The organism is Bacillus salipaludis, from assembly GCF_004358205.1.
This window is the reverse complement of sequence record NZ_SMYO01000002.1, coordinates 248506-271950: the sequence shown is the minus strand read 5'-3', so window position 1 is coordinate 271950 and position 23445 is coordinate 248506. Positions and strand designations below refer to the sequence as shown.

Here is a 23445-nt window from a genome sequence, read left to right as displayed (position 1 = left end):
TCCCATTTTATTTATGCTAATCTTCTCGTCCTGCCCCTTCATCGACAGCGTTATCAGCGGCATCTCCTGCTTTGTTACCCAATGCCCCGCCGACAACTGCTCCAGCAACGGTACCAATTGGTCCAAGAACAGAACCTACAGCAGCACCTGCAACTGCCCCGGCACCTGTTCCAACCGCTTCACCAGCGTCAACATCAGCACGATTGCGTTCTCTGTTTTCAGCCATTCTATTCACTCCCACTTTTTTAATCGGGAAGCATCTTCCCGAACCTATTTTTCCCTTTAGGGACAAATTTACTCACCGAAGCAAAACCCCAACTTTTGGGTTATAATAAAGGAATATGGACTTTTGTACGGTAAAGGAGCACGGAACCGATGCTTAAAACTAGGTTTATTAAACTGCTGACAATGAAATTAGAGGATGGGCGTTATTTTTTGGCGGCGCAGGAGGAGCGCGGGCACTTTTTGCATCCGGATGACTGGAAGAATCTCGTGTTCAGCCAACATGAGGAAAGCTTTTTTGGCACGCTTTTGGAACCGGAAAACGTACGGGGAATTGAGGGTGTGCCGCTCGGTGCCTGGCAGCTGGTATCACTTTTTGCGAAGGAGTCATTCAACCGGTTTATTGAGTGGGACTGGAGTGAGGAGGCGGAAATTTGCCTCGCCGCAGCTTTCGCGCTTCACGAAGGAATCCTTGAAAAAGATTGGCTCCCGGACTTTTCGGTCTGGGAGCATGGCGATTTCCGCTGGCAGCTCCCGGAACGGGTAAAGGAAGAGTTTGATCCCTCCTTTTGGGAGCAGGAAATGGAAAATGCCTCGGAAACCGCACTCCAATTTATTGACGAACTCTACAACAACGCACTCGATGGTTATTTAACAAGGAACTCAGCGATGAAAGAATTGTTCGGACCAAAGCTTGACCTTTTGAAAAAACAAAATATTTCCGGCGGTGAACTTGCCCGGTATTTTGATGAGGAAAGCTGGCTCGAGTGGGTTGGAATTAAGGAAAGCGATACGCCATTTACCATTGGCTTGCGGCTTGAAGAACCGGAGGATGGCGAAGGCGCGTGGATTTTGGATGTGTTTTTGCGCGGAAAGAAAAATGTCGATGAGATGGTTGGGCTGGAGTCGAAAATTCCCGGGAAATGGAAGCCTTATATCGACAAAGTCGACCGGGAAATCGCGCGCTGGGTGCGATTGATTCCGTGGCTTGAAAATGATGTCGACCCTTCCCATTTAAAATCCCATCTCACCGAGGAAGAAGCCTGGATGTTTTTAACGGAAGCAAGCGAAACCCTTGTGGCACTTGATGTTGAGATCCTCCTTCCTGCCTGGTGGCAGGCGATGAAAAATTCAAACTTAAAAGTGAAGGCATCACTAAAAGGAACGTCAAGTCACCGTCCGTCGTTCGTTGGCTTGCAGGCGATGCTCGATTTCAATTGGCGCTTTTCGATGAACGGAGTCGACCTATCCGAGGATGAATTTAGCCAACTTGTCGAAGAAAAGCGCCGGCTTGTCTATATTCGCGGCCGCTGGGTGAAGCTCGATCCGCAGTTTATTCGACAAATTCAAGATTTGATGAAACGGGCTGAAAAAGAAGGACTGCAGGTCCGTGATTTGCTTGAGCAGGAACTGGTGAATTCGGAAGCAACCGAGGATGAACTGGAGAATCCAAAGGCATTTGCCAAAATTCAAATCGAGTTGAACCGTCAGTGGAAACAGATGATCAAGCAGCTTTCCGAGGTAAAAGAAATCCCAATGGAACCGGTGCCGGAGGGCTTGAACGGAGAACTCCGCCCCTACCAGCAGCTGGGGATGAGCTGGCTGTGGTTTTTAAGGCAGCACGGGTTTGGCGCGGTCCTTGCCGATGATATGGGTCTTGGAAAAACAGTGCAATTGATTTCATATTTGTTGAAGGTGAAAGAACTTTCTGGCGATGAGCCACCTATGGTTGAAAACGAGTCTCGCAGCCGTCGAGGGAAAAAGGATGCGGAAGAAGCTGCTCCAGCAGTGAAGGCTCCGACTAAGGCTTCATTGATTATTTGCCCTACCTCCGTTCTCGGAAACTGGCAAAAAGAGCTGGAACGTTTTGGACCGGAGATGGATGTTTATTTGCATTATGGTTCAAACCGCTTGAAGGAAGAAGCCTTTTTGGAGCGGGTTAAAAACGTCGATGTGGTGTTAACTTCTTATGGGTTGAGCCATCTCGATTCCGATGAGTTTGAATCGGCGATTTGGAGCACGATTGCGATTGACGAGGCGCAAAACATTAAGAACGCGCAGACGAAACAATCGAAAGCGGTGCGCAGGCTGCGAGGCCGGCACCATGTTGCTTTAACCGGAACGCCTATGGAAAATCGCTTGTCTGAGCTGTGGTCGATTTTTGATTTTACGAATCACGGATATTTGGGAAGTTTGGGGCAGTTTCAGAAGAAGTTCGTGATTCCAATTGAGAAGGATGAGAAGAAGGAAAAGGTGCATCAGCTGCAGGCGTTGATTCGGCCTTTCTTGTTACGGCGGACGAAGAAGGATGAAGAGGTTGCGCTGAATTTGCCGGATAAGCAGGAGCAGAAGGAGTACTGTCCACTGACAACGGAGCAGGCATCGCTGTATGAACAGCTCGTGCGCGATACGTTTGAGCAGATTGAAAAATTGACTGGGTTTGAGCGCAAGGGTCTGATTTTGCAGATGTTGAGCCGATTGAAGCAGTTATGTAATCATCCAGCCTTGTATTTGAAGGAGCAATCGGCCGGACGTGTGCTGCTGGAGAGGTCGAATAAACTGGAGAAGCTAGTCGATTTAGTCGATGCGGTTTTGGATTCAGGCGAGAGCTGTTTGATTTTTACCCAGTATATCGAGATGGGTGAAATGATTCGTTCGGCACTGAAGAAGCGGTTTGGGATCGAGACGCCGTTTTTGAACGGAAGTGTGGCGAAGACGCAGCGTGATACGATGATTGAGCGGTTCCAGAATGGTGAGTTTCCGGTGTTCTTGTTATCGCTGAAGGCTGGCGGCACGGGGCTGAATTTGACGGCGGCGAATCATGTGATTCACTATGACCGCTGGTGGAATCCAGCCGTTGAGAATCAAGCCACGGACCGAGCCTACCGAATCGGGCAGTCCCGGTTTGTCCACGTCCATAAGCTGATTTGTACGGGGACGCTGGAAGAAAAAATCGACGCCATGCTCGAGAAGAAGCAATTTTTAAATGACCAAATCATCCAAAGCGAAAACTGGATTACCGAGCTCTCGACGGATGAGCTAAAGGATTTAGTGTATTTGGGGTAACACTCTGAAAAGTCCACACGGTGACACACTAAAGTGACAGGCACCGTTCGTGGACTTTTTGCTGTTTTTGTGCGTGTGGGGTGGACATTGTTGGTCTATTATCGAAGAAGCCGCAGATTTAGCAAAAAGATAAACAGTTACTACTAAAGACCAGTCCCCCGACTGGTTTTTTCCACCATGAATTTCGATTATATCGACACTTTTTGGCCAGATATCAACACAAATCGATACTATATCAACACTTTTCCAGCGGATATCAACACTTTTTGACCAGATATCAACACTTTTCAAAAGGATATCGACAATTTCCCTTTCCAAGAGCACCTCGCCGAGCAAAAAAAACGACAGTGCCCTGTCGTCGTCAATCTCTTTCTCTTGCCCTCTGTGTATCTCGAATATTCTTTTGAACGGTTATGGCTGCAAATAAGCTAAGAACAAACGACATCCCATAAAATCCCTTTTCACTTAACACAATACTTCCTGCATTATATAACCCGATAACCATTAATGAAATCGACACAATCATCGCAAACCAGCTAATCCCATAATAAATATTCGTAACGGGGATTCCCTCTTCTTTATCCCTTACTGCTTTTTGCAAAGATACCGCGGAATAGAGTCCGAACACTAAAACGGCAAAGTAATATCCTTTTTCGTTCAGTTGCATTGATGCGTTAAACAAACCGATGAGATAAGCCGCAACCCCTACTAACAGCGCTGCCCATGAAGCCCCTTTGAAAGCGGAAGTTGGTTCTCCCTCTTTCCTTTCCACTTTTATTTTTGGATCATTTTGTTTTCCTTTATCTAATCATTCGACATGGACCGTTCCCCCCTCTAATAAAATTGGTGCACCCCAGATACACTGTAGGGCCCCTATCTAAATCTATTATAAAGGAATTTTTTACAAATAATAGTCCAATTTCCCAACTGGGAATTCCACCTATTTTTGAAGAGAATACGTTGCTTGGGCCTTGTTTTTCCTCCTTGCCGCCTTCATCCCAAACAAAAACCTCAGCAGGCTCAAGCGCCGAACAACAAAGTGATAGCCAATCATAATCAAGATAAAGGAAATGGAAATAAGAAAAATTAGCTTAACGGGTATTGGCCATGATAGGTCGCGGATGAAAAAGCCAAGCAGCACAATGACAGGCTGATGTAATACATAAAATGGCATCGACGCTTCACTTGCATACTTTAGAAAACGATTGGTAAAAGATAAATATTTGTCTGCCAGGAAGAAGATGCATAGTAACAAGCTCCAGCAATTAATCGTTCGGACAGCAAAAAAGATGATCTCCTCCACCGATCCCGGTTGAGGATAAGCCTTCATAAACCAGACGATGTATACAGCGGAAGAAATCAAGGCAAGTGTCATGTGAATCTTGATTGTGGCTTGAAGATTATCTTTAAAAGCTTCACTGGAAAAATAGTAATAACCATAAATAAAGACGATTAGATAAAATACAAGGTCCCAGCCGCCTAACCCCTGGGTTTTGATTAATCCTGATGCAAAAAGAATGAACGGCAGCAGCCACAAATGGACCAAGCTAAATCTCCCGCTGATTGGAATTTTTTTAAATATAGGTATCGTAAGAAAGGAGAATACGAGCAGTACGAGTAAATACCAAAGATGTAGTCCAAAGAACGCGAAATTTCCTGTTCCGCCAAAATCTAAATAAATCCCATCAAAATAGTGAGGAAGAAAATCTAGGAATGAACCATTAAACTGACGGTTGGCAATTCGTTCGAGAAAAATTTGGTGAGGAGTTAAGATGAATACCCCAAACACAAGCGGCACTCCTAGCCGAATCAACCGTTCTTTGAAAAAAGCAGTTATGGGCCTATTTTTCAAGGCATATGTCACACTGATCCCTGATACCGCGAAAAAGATCGGCATGATCCAAGCACCCACAAATAAGGAAAATACTAAAATACTCCCTGAATCTATTTGATTATTTTTGACATGCCATGGGAATGGGTTAAAAAACATCGAGCAGTGGTAAAGAAATACCGCGAGCGTCGCGAACACACGAATCCAGTCCAAATCATATTGTCTTTTCATCATCCACCCTCCCTATTGTGGAATTAATATCCAATATTACTGTAGGCTGGAACCGAATACAAGTCAATAAAATTTTATATATTCGGCAAAAATCGGGTGGTGCCTGTCACCACCCGATTTTTGTCGAATCCTAAAAAAAGAGACCAAACAATTTGTATGTTTGATCTCTTTCTTGGTTATTAATCTAATATTTTCACTTTCACGGTTCTTCTGCCCCATGCTAGTGCCTGTGCTTTTGTTGGTTTTAAAACATCGATTATGTGGCCGTGGATAGCGCCGCCTGTATCGCCTGCGACCGCGACCCCATAGCCTTCTACCCAAACCTTGCTTCCTAATGGAATGACAGATGGATCAACGGCAATAAGCTTCATATATGGGTTTTCTTTAATATTGTAGCCCATTCTTGTAATCGCACCTGAACTTGAGTAGCTGTAGGCGGTTGCGGTAACGTAAAAGGTTTCCCCGTTGCCTGTCGGTTGTGAATCGTTTTGCTGGCTTCCTGCAGATGCCGATGCAGCTACTGCCCTCGATTTTGCCGCTGCCTGTTCCTTGCGAACTCTTTCTTCAGCCGCTCTTAGCTCAGCTTGAATGCTTGCTTTTTCTTTTTTGGCAAGCGCCATTTCTTTATCGATTTTGCTGTATTTATCTTGCATTTCTTTTAAGGTTTCTTGTCTTTTTTGCAGATTCAAACTAAGTTGTTCCTGCTGATTGGCTAGGTTTTTTTGTTCTTCTTTTAAAACCTGCTCTTGTTGATCAATCTCTTTTTTATCGTCTTCAATCTGTTTAAGGTCATGTTTCTGGTCATCTAAAATGCTCTGATCAGCGTTGAATAGAGCCGAGACCGCACTTGCACGTTGTAGTAAGTCATCAAAGCTTTTTGCGTTTAGTAGAACTTTGATCACTAAGCTTACACTATTGTCGTGCTGAAGGGCGACTAGCCGCTTTTTCATGACATCTTGGCGGGCCAGGATTTTGTCCTCAACAGTGACAATTTCTTCTTTTTTCTGCTCAATGAGCTTATTGGTCTCATCAATTTTGTTTTGCGTTTTGGACAACGCTTCTTTGTTCGCTGAAATATATTTATAGATTGAGTCCATTTCTTGCTTAATGTTTGTCATCTCGTTTGAAACAGATTGCTTTTCTTGTGCTTTTTGCTGAAGGTCCTGCTCGACACTATGTAATGCTTCCGTATTGCTCTTGGCATATGTCATGATTGAACCAGTTCCACACAATGTTAATGTAAAAATTACGAGAATCATACGCTTAAAAAATTGCATACTCTTTCCCCCTTTCCCTATTTATATCAAATCAATATACCAGCAATGTTACAAAAACATTAAAATTCCCTCCATTTTTGTCATATAAGCCGAAATTTCACCAAAAGGGGACAATTACCAAATGCGGTGACAGGCACCGTCCGTGGACTTTTTGGCATTTTTGTGCGTGTGGGGTGGACAGTTAGGGTTTTGATTGGCAAAAAAAATAAGCTAGGCTGGATGCCTAGCTTATTTCTTAAATTCTACTCACTCCCCGACCCGCTTGCTCTCCGCCAGCACCCGAGTTTTCTTCTTTTTCGCCGTCCTGATCTTGTCTTCTGGGAAGCTTGTTAAATAGGAAGCCTTATTCCCTTCTTTTACGATAAAATTATTTAAAATATTATAAACGGCTTGCTCACTGAGCTGCTGATTTCCTTCGAAAAGCTGAAATGAATGATTTTGATAGGTAAATTGAAATCTTTTATTATAGTAATAGATGGATACTGAATGTGTATCGCCAAGAGGAATGGTTTGATAGAAGCTGCTCTTAGATGGGTGTTTGGAAAGCGTTAATGCATCGAAAAAGCCTGGCTTGCTCTTGATCATAATTTCGCGGTTGCTTAGCCTGACGCCAATAAAGTTCAATGAACTGCTCGGATTTTTATCCATATGATCACTCCAAATCTTACAATTATCTACATTATATGACAATAATTTCTTCTCCAGCAATTACCCTAGAAACAAAATATGGAATTGTGCGTTTTTATTCACAATTTCTCCTACTTTCGATACTTATCAAACGTTAATCACCGGTAATACCCTTTTTTGGGCAAGCACAGGCAATGGGACCATTTCTATGTACCTTTCCCCAAAAAACGAAGAAGCCGCTGAACAACTATGTCAGCGGCTTCTTATAAAAAAACAGGGGGTTTTGCTAACATTGTTCCCTGTTGCCGTTTTTTTATACCTCAAAAATAAAAATCCGGCAAATTCGCCGGAAATTTGGGGTACATCGGAGAGATGTTTGATTTTATATAGTGAGGAAATCATGGCCATCAACTGATGTGGGGGGTGGATGAGGCAGTTTCTTGAGGTTGCTCGGGGTAGATACGAATGGTGCCTCGCTCTTTTTCCTCCATGATAAAGGTTTCAAGCTGGATGACCCTTCGCTGCAGGCCGTCTACTTTTTGATTGGCTTTTCCGACCATTTTGATTAATGATTCCATGAGCTGTTCTAAACTATCATGATTAGCTTCCAACTGGCACTTCCTCCTTTTTTTCCCTCGGTTCAGAATTCGGGCTCTGGGTCTGGCTTGGTGCTGGAGCTGGAGTTGGAGACGGACTCGGGCTTGAATTATCCACATGCGGTTTGGCGCCTAGAAAGCGGATTTGCTCCCCGATCACCTCGGTTATATACACCCTCTTTCCTTCTTTTTCGTAATTCCGGGTATGCAGCCGCCCTGTCACCCCGACGACGGACCCCTTCCGGCAGTATTGTGCGGTGTTTTCGGCTGCTTTCCGCCACAGCGTACACAAAACAAAGTCTGCTTCGATCTCTCCATTCTGGTTGCGAAAATTTCGGCTTACAGCGAGCGTCACCTGTGTGACGGGGGTTCCATCGGACGTTGTTTTCAGCTCTGGATCCTTCGTCAGTCTTCCGACAAGTGTGACTTGATTGATCATTTGTTCATCTCCTCTCTGTTTCATGGCTTTATCATATTCCTCTCCGCCTCCCCCTGTAAAATGACGAAAAAGGCATTTTCGAGAATATCTACGGTTGAAAAAAGGGTTTTTCTCTAGGGAGAAATTGGGCTTTTTGATGGGTATTGGGCGTGAAAAGATATTTTTGCAAGATTCGACATATATTTTTCGACATTTGCTTTCATTCTGCATATGTTATAATTTAGGAAAAGTAATTCGTCACGTTGATTTTGGGGAATAAGTCCGCGGCAAACTGCTATAAGGAGGTTTTACCTAATGAAATCGTTCAAGTTGGTGTCATTGGAAGTGGTTGAGAATGACAATTCGGTGGAAATCCCGTTACATGATGGTTTAATCATTAATAAAGAAGATGAGCAGCTGACCTGGCTGCTGGAAGCTTATACGGATCTGTCTCTTTATGATTATTTTAAAAAGATTCAGGATGAAGGCCGCGAAATTATTGTTGAAGCGGTGATTACAAAGCTTGAAAATGAACCGGCATTTTTCCAAACGAAGATTGGTACGTTGAATAAGTTTGAAAATCATATGAGTGTGCTGCTGGAAGGCCGTCTGCGCCGTCTGCGCCGCGATTATTCTGAGCTGCTGCTCGATAGTTTGATTCAAAAAGGCTTGAGTGGCCAAGCCCTCCTGACTGAGTTTAAGGAAAAGATGAAAAGTAAACCAAAGATTAAGATGAAGACTCCGCAGTGAGTGTAAGCCAGGCCTGGTGCCTGGCTTTTTGGTTTGGTGGTTTAGAACTTGAAACTGCCAAAACTCACCCACAAAAAAAATGACCAGTCCCCCGGCCATTTCTCCAAACACTATTCTTTTTTCTCGCCTAGCGCAAATGTAATTTCCGCTTCGCAGGCAATCTCACCGTCAACCGTCGCAACAGCTTTTCCTTTTCCAACTGGACCGCGTAAACGAATGATTTCGACCTCAAGACGCAGCTGGTCCCCAGGCTTGACCTGTTTTTTGAAACGGCAGCCGTCAATCCCCGCAAAGAATGCTAATCGGCCGCGGTTTTCCTCTTTTTTCAACATTGCAACAGCACCAACCTGAGCCAGTGCCTCCACGATTAATACACCCGGCATGACCGGATAATCGGGAAAATGTCCGTTGAAAAACTCCTCGTTCGCTGAAACATTTTTAATCCCAATCGCCCGTTTCCCTTCCTCAACCTCCAAAATTCGGTCTACCAGCAAAAATGGATAACGATGAGGAATAATTTCTTTAATTTGTTCGATATCAAGCATTTTTAGTACCTCCTACTAAGATTAGCTACTTAAAATCCATTTTACTATTAAACACAAACAAAGGGAAGAGATTGCTCCCTTCCCTCCAATCGATTTATTTTTTATCAACCAAGTCGATGATATGCGTCCACGTTGATTCCTTAAAAACATCTGCAATTTTTCCGCCGCCAAGCATACCATAGCCTACCGCTGATCCCGCCATGACGCAAATAAATATACTCATCACCAAAAGGATAAGCCGCAGCCAAATCGGAATCAGGCGCACTCTCACCCGTTTTGTCACCGGGCGTACTTCCTCCGCCGCGTTTTGCGAATCAACTTTTTCCTTTTTAAATTCTTCCCTCGTTTTCACTTGTTCGGACATCGGAATTCCCCTTTGTGTTTCTCCCAAAACTAGCGAGTTAAAACATATTATTACCTAAATTATGCAGATAATATTGTTTTTATAAAATTATTCAACTAGTCTTATCTCTATTATAAAAAATATTTTAAAAATACTCATTAACTTTTTGTGGAAAAGGTCGCCTTTTGTAAAAAAAACGCGAATTGTGTATCTTGAAGGGGAAGTGACCCTATTCAGTAAAATCGTTCACTCATTTTAGATTCGCACCAGTTGAATTTCTACTTTACCCACCACTGTTACCTATTTACCCTCCGCTTTCCCCAAAATACCGACCACTACCACCAAAACTCCAACCACCCCAAACCACAACAAAAAAGCCCAACAACGCACCCACGCGTCATCAGGCTCTAACCAAAAATCTTATCCCAGCTTCCTACCAGGAATCCGGTCAATATTATCCAACATAATTCCCGTACCAATCGCCACGCAGTCCATTGGATTCTCCGCAACCAATACCGGTACCTTCAACTCATCCGCAAGCAGCATATCAATCCCGTGCAGCAATGCACCGCCGCCCGTCAAAATCACGCCGCGGTCAATAATATCCGCAGACAACTCTGGCGGAGTCCGCTCAAGCACACTCTTCGCCGCCTGAACAATCACGGCAACCGACTCACGAAGCGCCCCCTCAATCTCTTCCGAACGAACTGAAATCGTGCGTGGCAAACCGCTGACCATATCACGGCCGCGAATCTCCATTTCCTCCGAACGAGATCCAGGAAATACCGTCCCAATATTAATTTTAATATTTTCAGCCGTACGCTCCCCAATCAACAGCTTGTACTCACGCTTGATGTGGTTGAGAATCTCCATGTCGAACTTATCGCCCGCCATCTTAATCGAAGAAGACGTCACGATATCGCCCATCGAAAGCACGGCAACATCCGTCGTACCGCCACCGATGTCCACGACCATATTCCCGCTTGGCTGGAAAATATCCATCCCTGCGCCAATCGCCGCCACCTTCGGCTCCTCTTCAAGATAAATCTTCTTGCCGCCGCTCTTTTCAGCCGCCTCCTTGATCGCCTTCTGCTCAACGCTCGTAATATTCGTCGGGCAGCAAATCAAAATACGCGGCTTCGAAAGAAAACCTTTTACATTCAACTTATTAATAAAATGTTTTAACATTGCTTCAGTTACATCAAAGTCAGCGATTACGCCATCCTTTAGCGGACGAATCGCGACAATGTTCCCAGGTGTACGTCCCACCATGCGGCGCGCCTCTTCACCAACCGCCAAAACGCGATTCGTATTTCGGTCAATCGCCACCACAGAAGGCTCATTCAACACAATTCCACGGCCCTTCACGTGAATCAACACGTTCGCAGTACCCAAATCAATACCAATATCCCTAGCAAACATTCTCTTGTCTTTCCTCCTTAACGGATCCTACTACTCTAATTGTTTATTGTATCACAACCAAAGAAAATTCCATACTTTTAACTCAAAAATATGTAATTATTTGTCGGTAATCAAAAAAATCCGAAAACAGTAATTGTCCTCGAATTTTTTGAAAAAGGAACCCGTTAAGCTTCCTTCCAAATATAGCGCTTACATATAGGCACACTCCTATAGCCACAAATCCCCCTTCCGCCAAAAGTCCTGCATATCTCTAAAATTATTTCACCGCTTCTCCTTCTCTTTCTTCTTTCTGGTACTTCATTTTCGTTGCTTCCCCGCCCCTTAGGTGCCGGATCGATTTATGATAATCTAAAATCTCTTTTACTTCATTCGCAAGTTCTGGATTAATTTCAGGAAGCCTCTCTGTTAAATCTTTATGGACTGTACTTTTGGATACGCCAAACTCTTTCGCGATAACGCGAACCGTTTTCCTCGTCTCCACGATATACTTTCCAATCTTGATAGTTCTCTCTTTGATGTAATCGTGCACACTCTCGCCCTCCCTAAATTGGATGTGAGTAGTGTGAAATGAGACTCGCTTATCACAATGACGAATTCTGCTTTCCGCATGGGTGACAGGCACCACAAAAGGACATTTTCACCACTTTGTCCATCTGGGATGGACATTACTTATGATGGGTCACCATGCGACAGAAAGTAATCTACCTTCTGATCATACTAGGAATAATCATGTCCCCGACTAAATCCACGCCCTCCACAAACGATTCCTCACCTCAAACACTCTCTTTGTAAAGGTTTGTAACAGTTTATTAGCTTGGATACGGGTTTATGCACAAAAAACACAATCAGGACAAGGTGTTTCGGAAATTTTTTGAAAAATCGGACACCGATTAAATCAGTATTCTTTTGCATTCCACCATTCGACAACACTTCGAAAATGCTGAAATCCGCCATATCCCTATTATTTTCCGGGAAATGACTCTCCCGTAATGCTATTTCCCAAGAAATTTGTCGATTTCTCCGATTTCAAATAAAATTAAAATAATTGATTAGGAAAGGACATCAACATGACTCCATTTACCGAAAATGTGATTAGCATCATTAAAAATATTCCTGCAGGGAAAGTAATGACTTACGGGCAGATTGCGGGGCTCGCCGGCAGTCCACGCGCAGCCCGTCAAGTTGTGCGCATCCTCCATTCGATGAGCCGGAAACACAGCCTTCCCTGGCACCGCGTCATCAATGGCCAAGGCCGTATCGCCCTCCGATACGATGAATCTTATCATGAGCAACTGTTTGCGCTTGAGGGCGAGGGAGTTGAAGTTGGCCTGCACGGCAGCATTGATTTGGAAAAATATCAGTATCAACCGCAATAAAATAAGTTAGGAAAGATATGACCTTGCTTTTTCAATTTTATGTTCCATTCGTATCGATATATGATTCATCCGTATCTTTATCTGTTCCTTCTGTATCGATATACGATCCGTCCGTAACTTTATCTGTTCCTTCTGTATCGATATACGATCCATCCATATCTTTATCTGTTCCTTCTGTATCGATATACGATCCATCCATATCTTTATCTGTTCCTTCTGTATCGATATACGATCCATCCATATCTTTATCTGTTCCTTCTGTATCGATATACGATCCATCCATATCTTTATCTGTTCCTTCTGTATCGATATACGATCCATCCATATCTTTATCTGTTCCTTCTGTATCGATATACGATCCGTCCGTAACTTTATCTGTTCCTTCTGTATCGATATACGATCCGTCCGTAACTTTATCTGTTCCTTCTGTATCGATATACGATCCATCCATATCTTTATCTGTTCCTTCTGTATCGATATACGATCCGTCCGTAACTTTATCTGTTCCTTCTGTATCGATATACGATCCGTCCGTAACTTTATCTGTTCCTTCTGTATCGATATACGATCCATCTATATCTTTATATATTCCTTCTGTATCGATATACGATCCATCTATATCTTTATATATTCCTTCTGTATCGATATACGATCCATCCGTATCGATGAATCGATATATATTCCAACCGACCCATTTTATGTTGCTAACACCAACTCAATCCTCCAAAATCACAACACAAAAAGCCAGGCATCCGCCTGGCTCTCCAACAAACTTACTCACTTACATCTTCCTCCTTCCGGCTCCTCAGCACAGCCGTAACCCCCAGACCAATCAACGCCAATACGCCCACAATACTGCCTGAAAACAAAGGCTTATTCTCATAAAACTTCACAATCGCAGCCTTTTTGGCGATCTTAAATGAGAATTCTGTGGTTTTCTTGTTACCGGCATCATCGACCGCAACAACCTTCACCCTATACTTGCCGATACCCTTAAATCTATCCGATAACACCGTGTTCCCGTTATCATCCTTTGTACGATCAAAATCCCAAAGCTTACCGTTCACCCATACATTCGTTATCTCATCCTTCGGATTATCAAGATGAATCGCTAAACTCACCGGATCATAATAGGTTTCACCGTTCTTAACGCCATCAAATTTGACCTCTGGCACCGTCTTATCAAGAATAAACTCGACACTCATCTGCCTAATGTTACCAGCCTTATCCTTGACCTCAAAGAACAGAACATGCTTCCCTTCCGACGTAATCGGCTCGCCTAACTTATAATCTTCGCCGTCCAAGGTTTGCGCGATAATATCGTAGGCACTATGGTCCTGAATCAGCAATTTCGGAATTAAGTCCTCTTTAAAATACTGATTGGAAATCGCCTCGTTGAACTTGATGGACGGGGCCGTCTTGTCAATCGTGAACACAATCGTTCTCGAGCTAACGTTTTTCGCTAAATCGGTCACCTGCGCCTTCAGAACATAAACCTTCTCCTCATTCAGCTTCGTGCCGTTGACATATGGTCTGCCATCGAGTGTGACAGATGTTTTGCCCTTATCCAAATGCACATCTGAATACGTCACAACCGGTGCGAGGTCCTTTTTAAAGAATCCATCCAAAACACCTGTAATCGACAGCTCCGGCTTAGAAGTGTCTAAGGTAAAATGAATCGCCAGCTCCGTTTCATTGCCGGCTTTATCCCGCGCAACAACCTTGTACTTATACTCCATTTCCTTCGATGCGGTCAGAGCACTTTTTCCAATGTTTTTACCGTTCAAAACCACCGAAACAATCGAATCATCACTTGGGCGATCGAGCGCAAATTCTGGTGTAAAAATCTCATTAATAAATGCGCCGTTCTTAATCACACGGTCCTGCCCTCTGAATTTCGGGGTAATCACCGGCTTGGTTTTATCAATCGTGAATTTCATTTCCTTGCTAAAATGATTCCCGGCTTTATCCGTCGCATCGACGGTCAACTGATAATCGCCCTCTTTGCTAAAATTATGGCTAAACGACGCTACATCCCCGCTCACCACAAATCCGGCAACAGGATAATTGTGTCCATCCCTCTTAACAATGATTTTATTGATATCAAAGTTCCGGTCTTGAATTGTTGCCTTAACAAGCTTGTCTTCGTTATAATAGGCGCCCTGTTCCACGCCAGTAATCTCAATCGCCGGTTTCGTTTTATCAATCGTAAACGTACGCTTGACCTCAACCGGACCATTGCCTGCCTTATCCTCCGCACGAATCAAAATCGAATACAAACCATCTTTTGAAAAATTGTAGATTAGATTCGAATGCTGTTTTATAGGCATTGTTCCAATCCCAAACGGTTGACCATCTTTCATAACAGCTAACTCCACCTGATTGGTAGAATAGTTTTCTTCATCCACCGAAATCTCCACATTCCGGCTCTTGGGATTATAGGAATTATTGTCCACCCCGTCTACTTTTACCACTGGCTTCGTGTGGTCAATAATAAATGAAACTGGCGCAAAGCTCGTATCACGGCCTGCTTTATCCGTGGTCGACAGCTTCACGACATAATTTCCTTCATCCTTAAAATTGTAGCTTAACTCGCCCTTTGTCTTTGAAGTTAACTCCAGCCAGCCAACCGGATACGACTTGCCGTTCCGCGAAACCTTCAGCGAGGTTTGGCTTAAATCAATATTGGTATCCTTCACCGTAAACGCAGCGGTCTTGCTCTTGTAATTCTGCCCATCCTCAATCCCGCTAATCTCAAGCTCTGGATTGATATGGTCAATCGTAAACGTGACTGATTTTTCAGCACCCTTATTCCCGGCCGCGTCGGCTGCCGCAACTGTAATCGTATATTCATGGTCCTCTTTAAATTCGTAATCGAGTGTAGAGGTCTCACCGCTATTTTTCCAATCACCGATGGATAAGTTTTTACCGTTTTCCTTCACATTCACATCAACATGATTATTTTTAAAATTATGTTCCTCAACGACAACAGAAACCTCTTTATCCTTGCTGGAGTAGGAATCATTCTTCACCGCAGAACCCGAATTCTTATTCACAATACTAATTTTTGGTGCAATGGTGTCGACCGTAAATGATAAGGTTTTCGCCTCAGCGACATTGCCCGCTTTGTCCTCCGCTTCAACCTTAATAACGTAATCGCCATCCGTCGTGAACGGAATTTTCACTTCAGAGTGAACACCCGTATTTTTGAATGTCAGCTTTTTGTCCCCAACCGTGACCGTCACGTCATCTGTTTGAAAATGCGTCTCATCCACGCCAATCGTCACTTCGCCTTTTTGCACAAAGGCCCCCTCATTGATTCCCGTCAACGCGATTTTCGGTGCCGTTTTATCGATCACAAACGAAAGCTGATTGCGGCTGGTTTTTCCAAAAATATCTCCTGAGGTGACGGTGATGTCATAATCGCCTTCCTCCGTAAACGGAAGCTCCATCTCGCCGCGAAGAATCCACTTAAATTGATCCGACAATGTCCAGTCGCCGATGATTTCCTTCGTGACATCCTCCCCATTTTTCAATACCTTCACCTGCGTCTTTTGCGGGTCAAATGTGTAATCATCCACCGAAACGGTGACCGTTTTATCGGTATTGTAGTGCTCTCCCGGTGCAACATTATCGGAAAAATGAATCGTCGGACCGTTTTTATCAATCGTAAACATCTTGGTAACCGTTTTTTCATTATTTGCTTTGTCCTTGGAGGTTACCGTGATTTCATAAACTCCGTCTTCGTCAAATTGATGTTCCGTCGTGGCAGTATCGCCGTCAAGGACCAGCGGTTTGATTGCATACGCCTTTCCGTCCTTCTTCACAGCTACATCGTATTGATCCAAATAAGGATCTTGAACGGAGATTTTCACGTTTTGATCCTTATCATATTTAGCCCCGTCTTCCACTGTGGAAATTGTCACAACTGGGGCGGTACGATCAATCGTAAACGCCGCTGTTTTTTCAGAAGCGGCATTTCCTAATCGATCCGTTGCATTGAGGCTCAACTCATATTTGCCCTCGTCTTTAAACGTATGCTTGGCCACCGCCGCGCGGCCCGACTCAACAAACGAAATCGGCTCTTCGTAAGCAGCCCCATCTTTCAATACTTTTAAATTGATTTTACCCACATCAAGTGTCAAATCCTGGGCAGTAAAAATAACCTCTTTCGCCCCATTGATATACCCGGGAACATCCGAAATGTCCAACACCGGCGCCGTTTGGTCAATGGTAAACGTAATCGTCTTCGTTGCTTTGTTTCCAGCTTTATCGGCCGCCGACAGCTCAAGGCTGTAGACACCGTCCTCAGTAAGGCTGTGCTCTGTATACGCTTCTTTGCCCGCAAACGTTTTATCCTTACCGCTATCATGAGTCACCTTCAGCAGCACAGAATCCTCATCCAAATTCGGATCCTTCACATCGATTCCAAATTTCCGCGGCTTTTTGTCGCTGCCCTGATCTTCCACACCGGTAAAGCTTAGCTCCGGCTTCGTGGTATCAATGGTAAACGTGGTTTCACCGAGGTCGAGACCGACAGGATTTTTTCGATCCCTCACCGTGACCTTTACTTTATAAACCCCTTGTTCCGAAAGCTCAAGAGTGGCAGTCTTCCCGCGTTCGTCGAAGGATTTTGTCGTCGTTTCCCCGTCCTTCTCTACCACCGCAGTGGCATCCCAAATCTTAAAATCATCACTGACCTTCAACTGAACCGGCTCATTATAAGAGCCATTTTCCCTGCTATTCACAATCGTTAAGCGCGGACCCTTATCCCAAATCCCAAAGGTGACCTTTTTCGCTTCACTCTTGTTTCCTGCCTCATCCGCAGCAACAACCTTCACTTCATAATCACCGATTTGGTCGAATGTCAAAGTCGTTTGACCGTCCTTCCATTCAGGTGACGAACTTAAGGCTATATCATCTTTGACAACCGAAATCGTATCCTTCGAAGGATCAAAGTGAGCGTCGTCGACTTTGACCGTCATCGTGACCGGCTTTTCCGTAAACCCGCCGTCTAAAAAATCACCGTCCTGAAACTCCGTTTGAACGTCGACAACCGGCTTGGTTGTATCCCGTTTAATCGTAAACGTGCTCGTATGTTCAGGAATTTTCCACGTGTTTTTCTTTACCATCTCAACCGTGACGTCCAAATCCCCGTCCTTGCTGTCCGCAGGCAAGGGAATGGTTACCGTGTATTCACCTTGAAACCCTTTTTCTGCGTCTTTCACCTCGGTAATTTCCGGCTTCACCGCGGCACCCGGGTAAGATGCGCTAACCTCAAACGGCCTTTCCGCCCCTTCCGGCTGACTGTTTTTAAAATCCTCCGTTAAATCAATCTGGAAGGATACAGAATTTCCATTTGTGTACCAGTTGGGCTGCTTGTCCGATTCCATATCCCATTGATCGCCGTTAAAGACAACTAAACGTTTGGCTCCATCCAATGAAAACGCGTTTGTGCTAAAAAACAGCACAGACAAGAGCAACAATCCGCACGCTAATACCCAAATCAGCGATTTTCTGTTTGCTATTTCCGACATTTTCCTATCCCCTCTAGATGACCGTGTTGGAATGCACAATCACTACATCTACTTCTTTGATAAACTCGTTTTCTACCAAAAGTGTCGTTTCTTCTACTAAAAGCGTAGTCTCTTCCATCAACAAGGTTGTCTCCTCGATTTCCCCCAGCAGTACCGTTTCCGCCACTTCCAAAAGCTCTGTTTCCTCCGCTGCCGCTGATTCCGCATACTGTTTTTTCAGCATGATTTCCTTTGTATGCTTTTCCCTAGATTCCTCATCTATTCGACGGCGCTTTTTCCGAAACTGAATCCCGGTTAAATCCGTGAAAACCTGGGCGATTTCCATTTTTACAAAAAGGACAATCGAAATGGCGAGAGCAATCAGGGCGCCGGCTAGGCCCCCGTAAAACATGATCTGGTACCCCATCTTTTCTCCCCCTTTCTACTTGAGACCGAGTGTCACAAGCCGCCCTGTCAACTTTTTAAAATCAGCATCGCCCTTCGCACCGGCAAGCTTACTCACTTTTTCATACACTTGTTTGGCCTGCTTAAAATTACGCTTGCCCTCCGGCTTGGCTTGTTCAATATCCAGCAATACATCTGCTAGTTTCATATAGGCATCGATGTACTTCGGATATCCCTTGATCGTATCCTGCAGCATCGTGACGGCCTTCTCCTCATCATCCATATCGTGATAAATCGCACCGATTTTCGTTAACACTTCCGGTTTGTCTTGTACGTCCAAATCCTGCAGCAGTTCTTGATAAAATTGGATTGCCTGTTCAAGATCTGCTCTTGACTGCAATTTCACGCCCCTGCTGTAATAGGCTTGCCCCAGTTTGCTTTTAAAATCTTCTTCATACTGGGATTCCAATTTTTCATCATCGATTGACTTAAGGACTTTATATGCTTTATTGATAATTTCAATCGTTTTTGTATTTGCCTCGGCCAACTCCCCTTTATAGGAAATATAAATTCCGGCCAAGGATTTATAGTTATCGACCTTTTTCCGGTCATTCGCGAGCCCATCATTAAATTTTTCAAACTTCTTCAAGTTGTTGGCAAATTTTTTATAATCTATATTCATCGAGCTCGCCTGCGTGGCAATCGTCTCATAGTATTGCACATCAGGGATTTCCTCGGGATCAACATGATTAAAATGCTTCAGCGCCTCCGGATAATTATGCATCAAATCAAAATACGTCATCCCCATCTTGAAGCGGAGCACACTATTTTTTTGGATATTCCCATATTCACCGTTGATATAAGTTTCAATTTTTGCTAGGCCGTCATCGGTTTCATCGCGGCTAATAAATAAATCCAACAAACTGATATAAGCCTCCGGCCGCTTTTTATCGACGCCTGTGATCGCTTTATCCAGCAATGTGAGCGCCTTCTCGTCCTCGCCATTCATATGCGAGACGTCTGCAGTATTTACTAGCTTCATATAATCCTGGAATTCCGTATTTTTGATGCCCTGAAACCCAGCAACAGCTGTCGTTGTAAAAATAAAAAACAGTATGACAGGGATCAGATACACCGACAATTTTTTCCGCAACCGTTGTTTGTATCCTTCCGTCAACTTGTTAATATTGTAAAGATCATAGAGCAGCTCACTACTGCTTTGATATCGGTTATTTGGCTCGGACTGGGTACACTTATGGATAATATGTTCAAGCCCTTCCGGCAGGGCCGGATCCCAGTGGCGGATCGGCTTCAACTCAAACGGCGGTTCATTGATACTTTTTCCAGTGACGAGATGATATAAGGTAACTCCTAAACTATAAAGATCGGTCCTTGCATCGGTTTGCTTCCCGGAGAGCTGCTCTGGCGCTGCATAGGATTTCGTCCCAAGATTGGTCGTATCGGTTGTGCTTTCCGCCTTAAACTCGCGGGCGATCCCGAAGTCGACGAGCTTGATTTTTCCTTCTGGAGTGAGCATGATGTTGTCCGGTTTCATATCCCTGTAAATGATCGGGTGGGGTTTTCTCGTATGTAAATACTCTAAAACTTCACCGAGCTGCTTCGCCCATTCAATGACTTTGTCTGCGGGAATCGTTTTTTCTCGTTTCAGTTTTTCCTTTAGCGACTCGCCTTCGATGTAGTCCATAACGACGTAGATGTCGCCTTTTGCATCGATAATGTCATAGATTTTCGGCAAGGCCCCGTGGTCGAGTTTCTTCAGCATGTTGGCTTCGATAATCAAGCTGTTGATAAGCAGTTCGTTGTTGCTCGGCTCACGCTTGCGGATATCTTTTACGACCAAGGATTTATTGAGGCGGTTATCCATGGCAAGGTAGACGATACTCATCCCGCCGCGGCCGATCTCTTTTAATATTTCATAGCGACCATCGATTACTGTTCCAATCTGTATCAAGAAAAACTCCCCCCGTAGCTTAGACCACTTTTGCCGCCACAACCGTTATGTTATCGACTTCTTTTCGTGCTTTCACTAACTCTACTAACTCGATTACCTTTTCCTTCATCTGCACTTCATCTATCAGTTTGGCCGGATGAAAGCTCTCCGCCAGTTCTTCCTCTGAAATCTGATGATAAAATCCATCTGAGCACAACATAAATACCGTATTTTCCTTAAGTTCCCCCGAAGAGAAAGCAATCTCAATATTCTTCGTCGCCCCAACGCATTGCAGCAACACATTTCGGCGCGGATCAGATTTAGCCTGCTCCTCTGTGAGGTTGCCACGGGCCACTTCTCTTGCGACCAACGTTTGATCTGTCGTTAATTGGGTTAGGGTACTCGAAATGTGATAGACTCTGCTGTCGCCAATGTGGACGATATAGTATTTGTCGTGAACCATGAGCAGTGCCGTCACGGTAGTCCCTAAGGTTACCTTTTCAGACTCCCCGTAGCCCAAGATTTTTTCATTTAATTGTTGAATGCAGGCTTCTAACTCCCTGCGAATGTCTTCCTCCATGTGCTCGGATTGAGCGATGTTCGGCATCTCGGAGTCAAACCAATCGGCCATCCCCCTGATGACGGTTGCGCTGGCGAGTTCTCCCTGGGCCAGGCCCCCCATGCCGTCACAGACCACGAACAGGCCGACCTGCCCTTTGGGTGTCCGGGCCGTTTTTAGTAATAATCCATCCTGATTGGTTTTCTTTTTTATTCCCACATCGGTATGGAATGCGGTTAAAATGGCCATATTTCAAACCTCATTCTTTTGTTTTTCACCTATATATCCCTGAAAGAGGTACAAAATTACCCCTTATCCTCAGATTAAAAATTTTATCCGCGAATCTCAAAATCTATTATTTTAAAAGAATCTAAAAACAAACTCTTCGTTTGCGAGTTTAATTTTATCTTCATGCTTCAGCTTGGTTTTACTGTTTTGAACGAGCCTTACCCCGTTTAAGTAGCTGCCATTTCGAGACTGTTTGTCCACAAAGAAATATTCTCCATCCACCGTAAGGATCTCCGCATGAACCCGGCCGACCACTTTATTTTTCGCAACAAAATCAACCTGCTCCGGGTCCCTGCCCAGCTTAAAAACATCCTTCCTCAGAAAGATTTTTTCACCTGTAGCTGCTTCGAATAGAAACGGCCTTGCAAAAGATTGCGGTCCGACCCCCAATGCCGTGGTGCCCTCTTCCTCCTGAATGTTGACCGCACCTAAAACCGTCGTACCCTCTTCCAATGCGGCAGCCGCTTCACTGACAACATTACCATGGCTTGGACTATAAAAATGAGCCTGTGGAACCGCCTTGCTTGAATCCGCCCCAGGGCCCGCACCAACCGCAGCAAACTCCTTCAGCTTTTCTTTAAAATCCGGTAAATGAAGGTCAGCGTTTTTGACTAGATAATTGTGGAGCTTGATAAAAAATAACAAATCATCTGCTTCATCGTACGAAGTCTCGGCGATCAACGTTTTAAGAAACTCGTTCATTGATACCTTTTCAAAAACATTAACTTTCACCGGAACGTACAAAAATACTAATCTATTTGAAAAGTCATCAAGGAAGATATATTTCTTGTTGAGCAGGATTTTCTCGGGATTGAGGCCATGTTTCTTGAGGTCCTCGAGACCTTCCATCATCATTAAAAGATTGTCCACAAGCTGCGCCTTCGTTAGGGTACTCGCGAAAAGCTGCTCCAAATTGACCTGCGAAATCATATCATAACGCAGCGCAGCCGCCCCATCCTTCTTCACCACACCAAACGGCAGCAGCCCGGAAATCCGCATCTTATTATTCGTCAACAAATCCGTCTCCGCCTTATCCGCCACCAATTCAGCATCCAACTCCATACCCTCCGGAACCGGAAAATAAAAATACTTCGAAAACCCATAATCCTCTAGCTTAAGCTCCATATTTCTAATCATCTAAACTCCCCTCCCTATGTTAGTGGTGCCTGACAAAATTCGACAGGTGCCAGGCACCACCCGAATTTTCTTGTTCCACAGAATGTTCCACAATCTAAATTATTTGAATGCGCTGGCGTTATTGTTGATGGCTGTTTCTGTGCTGTCGTATGAGTTTACGGTTTGGTCTAAGAATTTTCCGTAGCTTTCGACGATTTCGCGGAAGTTATCGAATTTTGGTACTAGTGAGTTAAAGTTGTTTCTGATTGTGTTGGATGCATCACTGTTCCACGCATTGGCTAAGGCGTTCATTTCTTTTTTGATTTCGTCCAGTCTCGCTGTTAAATTGTGGTTTAACGTGCGGATTTGGCTGGCGGTACTAGTGACCTCATTAAGGCCAATTTTAATTCCTTCAATTGTCATGGGTTCCACCTCTCTTTCCTAGCAATCTACTTATTAGTTTGTCAGACGTTTCGCTCCAGAAATGATATCTTGCTGTGTGTTTCTGTAAGTTTTTGCGCTAACTTTTAGGAAATCGGAGTATTGTCTCATAAGCTGAGTCATTTTTTGGAAATCATCCGTAAATCCTTTGATTTGGGTCGTATATGCAACGTTATCCTGCCCTTGCCAAGCAGCCTGCATTCCGTCTACTTCTTGAAAAAGTGCTTTATAAAGTCTTTCGTATTCAGCTGATTGCTGATCAATCTTATTTGCTGCGTCTTCCAGCTTAGCCGGATCTACCATAATGGATCTTGCCATGTTTTTTCACCTCCTTTAAAGTGTTTTCGTTCGCTGTTTGGCGGTTGGACACCTATCCGACAATGGGCAAACCTTATACGACAATTGGACACCGCTATCCGACAATGGGCGGCGAACCTTATCCAACAATAAGCCAAGCCTAAAGCC

The 23445-nt window shown here is 44.2% G+C and carries 22 protein-coding genes; 3 read left to right on the top strand and 19 right to left on the bottom strand.

What is annotated here, in order from left to right; genetic code table 11:
• Positions 1-16 precede the first annotated feature (16 nt).
• The gene (locus tag E2K98_RS04085; RefSeq protein WP_026572757.1) at positions 17-226 is read right to left on the bottom strand and encodes a glycine zipper domain-containing protein; all 210 of its coding nucleotides are present in this window, start codon (positions 224-226) and stop codon (positions 17-19) included.
• Positions 227-375: 149 nt separating this feature from the next.
• Here E2K98_RS04085 and E2K98_RS04080 point away from each other — a divergent pair, with 149 nt between their 5' ends.
• Complete coding sequence (locus E2K98_RS04080; RefSeq protein WP_133332997.1) at positions 376-3288, top strand: DEAD/DEAH box helicase; 2913 nt, start codon at positions 376-378, stop codon at positions 3286-3288.
• Positions 3289-3649: 361 nt separating this feature from the next.
• On the opposite strand, the gene yiaA is transcribed toward E2K98_RS04080, so the two are convergent.
• The 6 genes from yiaA to E2K98_RS04050 all read right to left on the bottom strand — a co-directional run bounded on the left by yiaA (position 3650) and on the right by E2K98_RS04050 (position 8289).
• Positions 3650-4066 (bottom strand): inner membrane protein YiaA, encoded by a 417-nt coding sequence (gene yiaA, locus E2K98_RS04075; RefSeq protein ID WP_133332996.1) that lies wholly within the window; start codon positions 4064-4066, stop codon positions 3650-3652.
• A gap of 162 nt (positions 4067-4228) precedes the next feature.
• A complete protein-coding gene (locus tag E2K98_RS04070) occupies positions 4229-5350 on the bottom strand; it encodes an acyltransferase family protein (RefSeq protein ID WP_235824709.1) in 1122 nt (373 codons plus the stop codon).
• Between the two features lie 179 nt (positions 5351-5529).
• Entirely contained in the window at positions 5530-6627 is a 1098-nt protein-coding gene (locus tag E2K98_RS04065) for a 3D domain-containing protein (RefSeq protein WP_133332994.1), read from the bottom strand.
• 246 nt (positions 6628-6873) lie between these two features.
• The gene (locus tag E2K98_RS04060; RefSeq protein ID WP_133332993.1) at positions 6874-7275 is read right to left on the bottom strand and encodes a hypothetical protein; all 402 of its coding nucleotides are present in this window, start codon (positions 7273-7275) and stop codon (positions 6874-6876) included.
• A gap of 386 nt (positions 7276-7661) precedes the next feature.
• The gene (locus E2K98_RS04055; protein ID WP_133332992.1) at positions 7662-7865 is read right to left on the bottom strand and encodes a hypothetical protein; all 204 of its coding nucleotides are present in this window, start codon (positions 7863-7865) and stop codon (positions 7662-7664) included.
• Positions 7855-8289, bottom strand: a complete 435-nt coding sequence (locus tag E2K98_RS04050) for a single-stranded DNA-binding protein (RefSeq protein ID WP_133332991.1) — start codon at positions 8287-8289, stop codon at positions 7855-7857. The genes E2K98_RS04055 and E2K98_RS04050 overlap by 11 nt, the downstream gene beginning before the upstream one ends.
• A gap of 294 nt (positions 8290-8583) precedes the next feature.
• Between E2K98_RS04050 and E2K98_RS04045 the strand changes: the two genes are divergently transcribed.
• On the top strand, positions 8584-9018 hold the full coding sequence (locus E2K98_RS04045; RefSeq protein WP_133332990.1) for a YwpF family protein: 435 nt from the start codon (positions 8584-8586) through the stop codon (positions 9016-9018).
• 110 nt (positions 9019-9128) lie between these two features.
• Here E2K98_RS04045 and fabZ read toward each other — a convergent pair whose 3' ends face one another.
• The 4 genes from fabZ to spoIIID form a co-directional block, all read right to left on the bottom strand.
• Positions 9129-9563: a 3-hydroxyacyl-ACP dehydratase FabZ gene (gene fabZ, locus E2K98_RS04040; RefSeq protein WP_026572751.1), complete on the bottom strand. Its 435-nt coding sequence runs from the start codon at positions 9561-9563 to the stop codon at positions 9129-9131.
• 94 nt (positions 9564-9657) lie between these two features.
• Positions 9658-9927 (bottom strand): DNA-directed RNA polymerase subunit beta, encoded by a 270-nt coding sequence (locus tag E2K98_RS04035; protein WP_133332989.1) that lies wholly within the window; start codon positions 9925-9927, stop codon positions 9658-9660.
• Between the two features lie 399 nt (positions 9928-10326).
• Positions 10327-11328: a rod shape-determining protein gene (gene mreB, locus E2K98_RS04030; RefSeq protein WP_026572749.1), complete on the bottom strand. Its 1002-nt coding sequence runs from the start codon at positions 11326-11328 to the stop codon at positions 10327-10329.
• Between the two features lie 256 nt (positions 11329-11584).
• A complete protein-coding gene (gene spoIIID / locus E2K98_RS04025; RefSeq protein WP_026572748.1) occupies positions 11585-11857 on the bottom strand; it encodes a sporulation transcriptional regulator SpoIIID in 273 nt (90 codons plus the stop codon).
• A gap of 538 nt (positions 11858-12395) precedes the next feature.
• On the opposite strand from spoIIID, the gene E2K98_RS04020 reads away from it, so the two are divergent.
• Positions 12396-12704: an MGMT family protein gene (locus E2K98_RS04020; RefSeq protein ID WP_133332988.1), complete on the top strand. Its 309-nt coding sequence runs from the start codon at positions 12396-12398 to the stop codon at positions 12702-12704.
• A 37-nt stretch (positions 12705-12741) separates the two neighbouring features.
• Here the strand turns inward: E2K98_RS04020 and E2K98_RS04015 are convergent, their stop codons facing one another.
• The 8 genes from E2K98_RS04015 to E2K98_RS03980 all read right to left on the bottom strand — a co-directional run bounded on the left by E2K98_RS04015 (position 12742) and on the right by E2K98_RS03980 (position 23298).
• Positions 12742-13155 carry a hypothetical protein gene (locus tag E2K98_RS04015; RefSeq protein ID WP_133332987.1) on the bottom strand — a complete coding sequence of 138 codons (414 nt, stop codon included), beginning with the start codon at positions 13153-13155 and terminating at the stop codon, positions 12742-12744.
• A 322-nt stretch (positions 13156-13477) separates the two neighbouring features.
• The gene (locus tag E2K98_RS04010) at positions 13478-18241 is read right to left on the bottom strand and encodes an Ig-like domain-containing protein (protein ID WP_133332986.1); all 4764 of its coding nucleotides are present in this window, start codon (positions 18239-18241) and stop codon (positions 13478-13480) included.
• A 13-nt stretch (positions 18242-18254) separates the two neighbouring features.
• On the bottom strand, positions 18255-18647 hold the full coding sequence (locus E2K98_RS04005) for a hypothetical protein (RefSeq protein WP_133332985.1): 393 nt from the start codon (positions 18645-18647) through the stop codon (positions 18255-18257).
• A gap of 15 nt (positions 18648-18662) precedes the next feature.
• Positions 18663-20597: a protein kinase domain-containing protein gene (locus E2K98_RS04000; RefSeq protein WP_133332984.1), complete on the bottom strand. Its 1935-nt coding sequence runs from the start codon at positions 20595-20597 to the stop codon at positions 18663-18665.
• A 19-nt stretch (positions 20598-20616) separates the two neighbouring features.
• The gene (locus tag E2K98_RS03995; RefSeq protein WP_133332983.1) at positions 20617-21384 is read right to left on the bottom strand and encodes a PP2C family protein-serine/threonine phosphatase; all 768 of its coding nucleotides are present in this window, start codon (positions 21382-21384) and stop codon (positions 20617-20619) included.
• Positions 21385-21495: 111 nt separating this feature from the next.
• Positions 21496-22560, bottom strand: coding sequence for a DUF6382 domain-containing protein (locus tag E2K98_RS03990; protein WP_133332982.1), 1065 nt, complete (start codon positions 22558-22560; stop codon positions 21496-21498).
• Positions 22561-22659: 99 nt separating this feature from the next.
• A complete protein-coding gene (locus tag E2K98_RS03985) occupies positions 22660-22962 on the bottom strand; it encodes a pore-forming ESAT-6 family protein (RefSeq protein ID WP_051590913.1) in 303 nt (100 codons plus the stop codon).
• Between the two features lie 33 nt (positions 22963-22995).
• Positions 22996-23298: a WXG100 family type VII secretion target gene (locus E2K98_RS03980; RefSeq protein WP_026572740.1), complete on the bottom strand. Its 303-nt coding sequence runs from the start codon at positions 23296-23298 to the stop codon at positions 22996-22998.
• Positions 23299-23445: the final 147 nt, after the last annotated feature.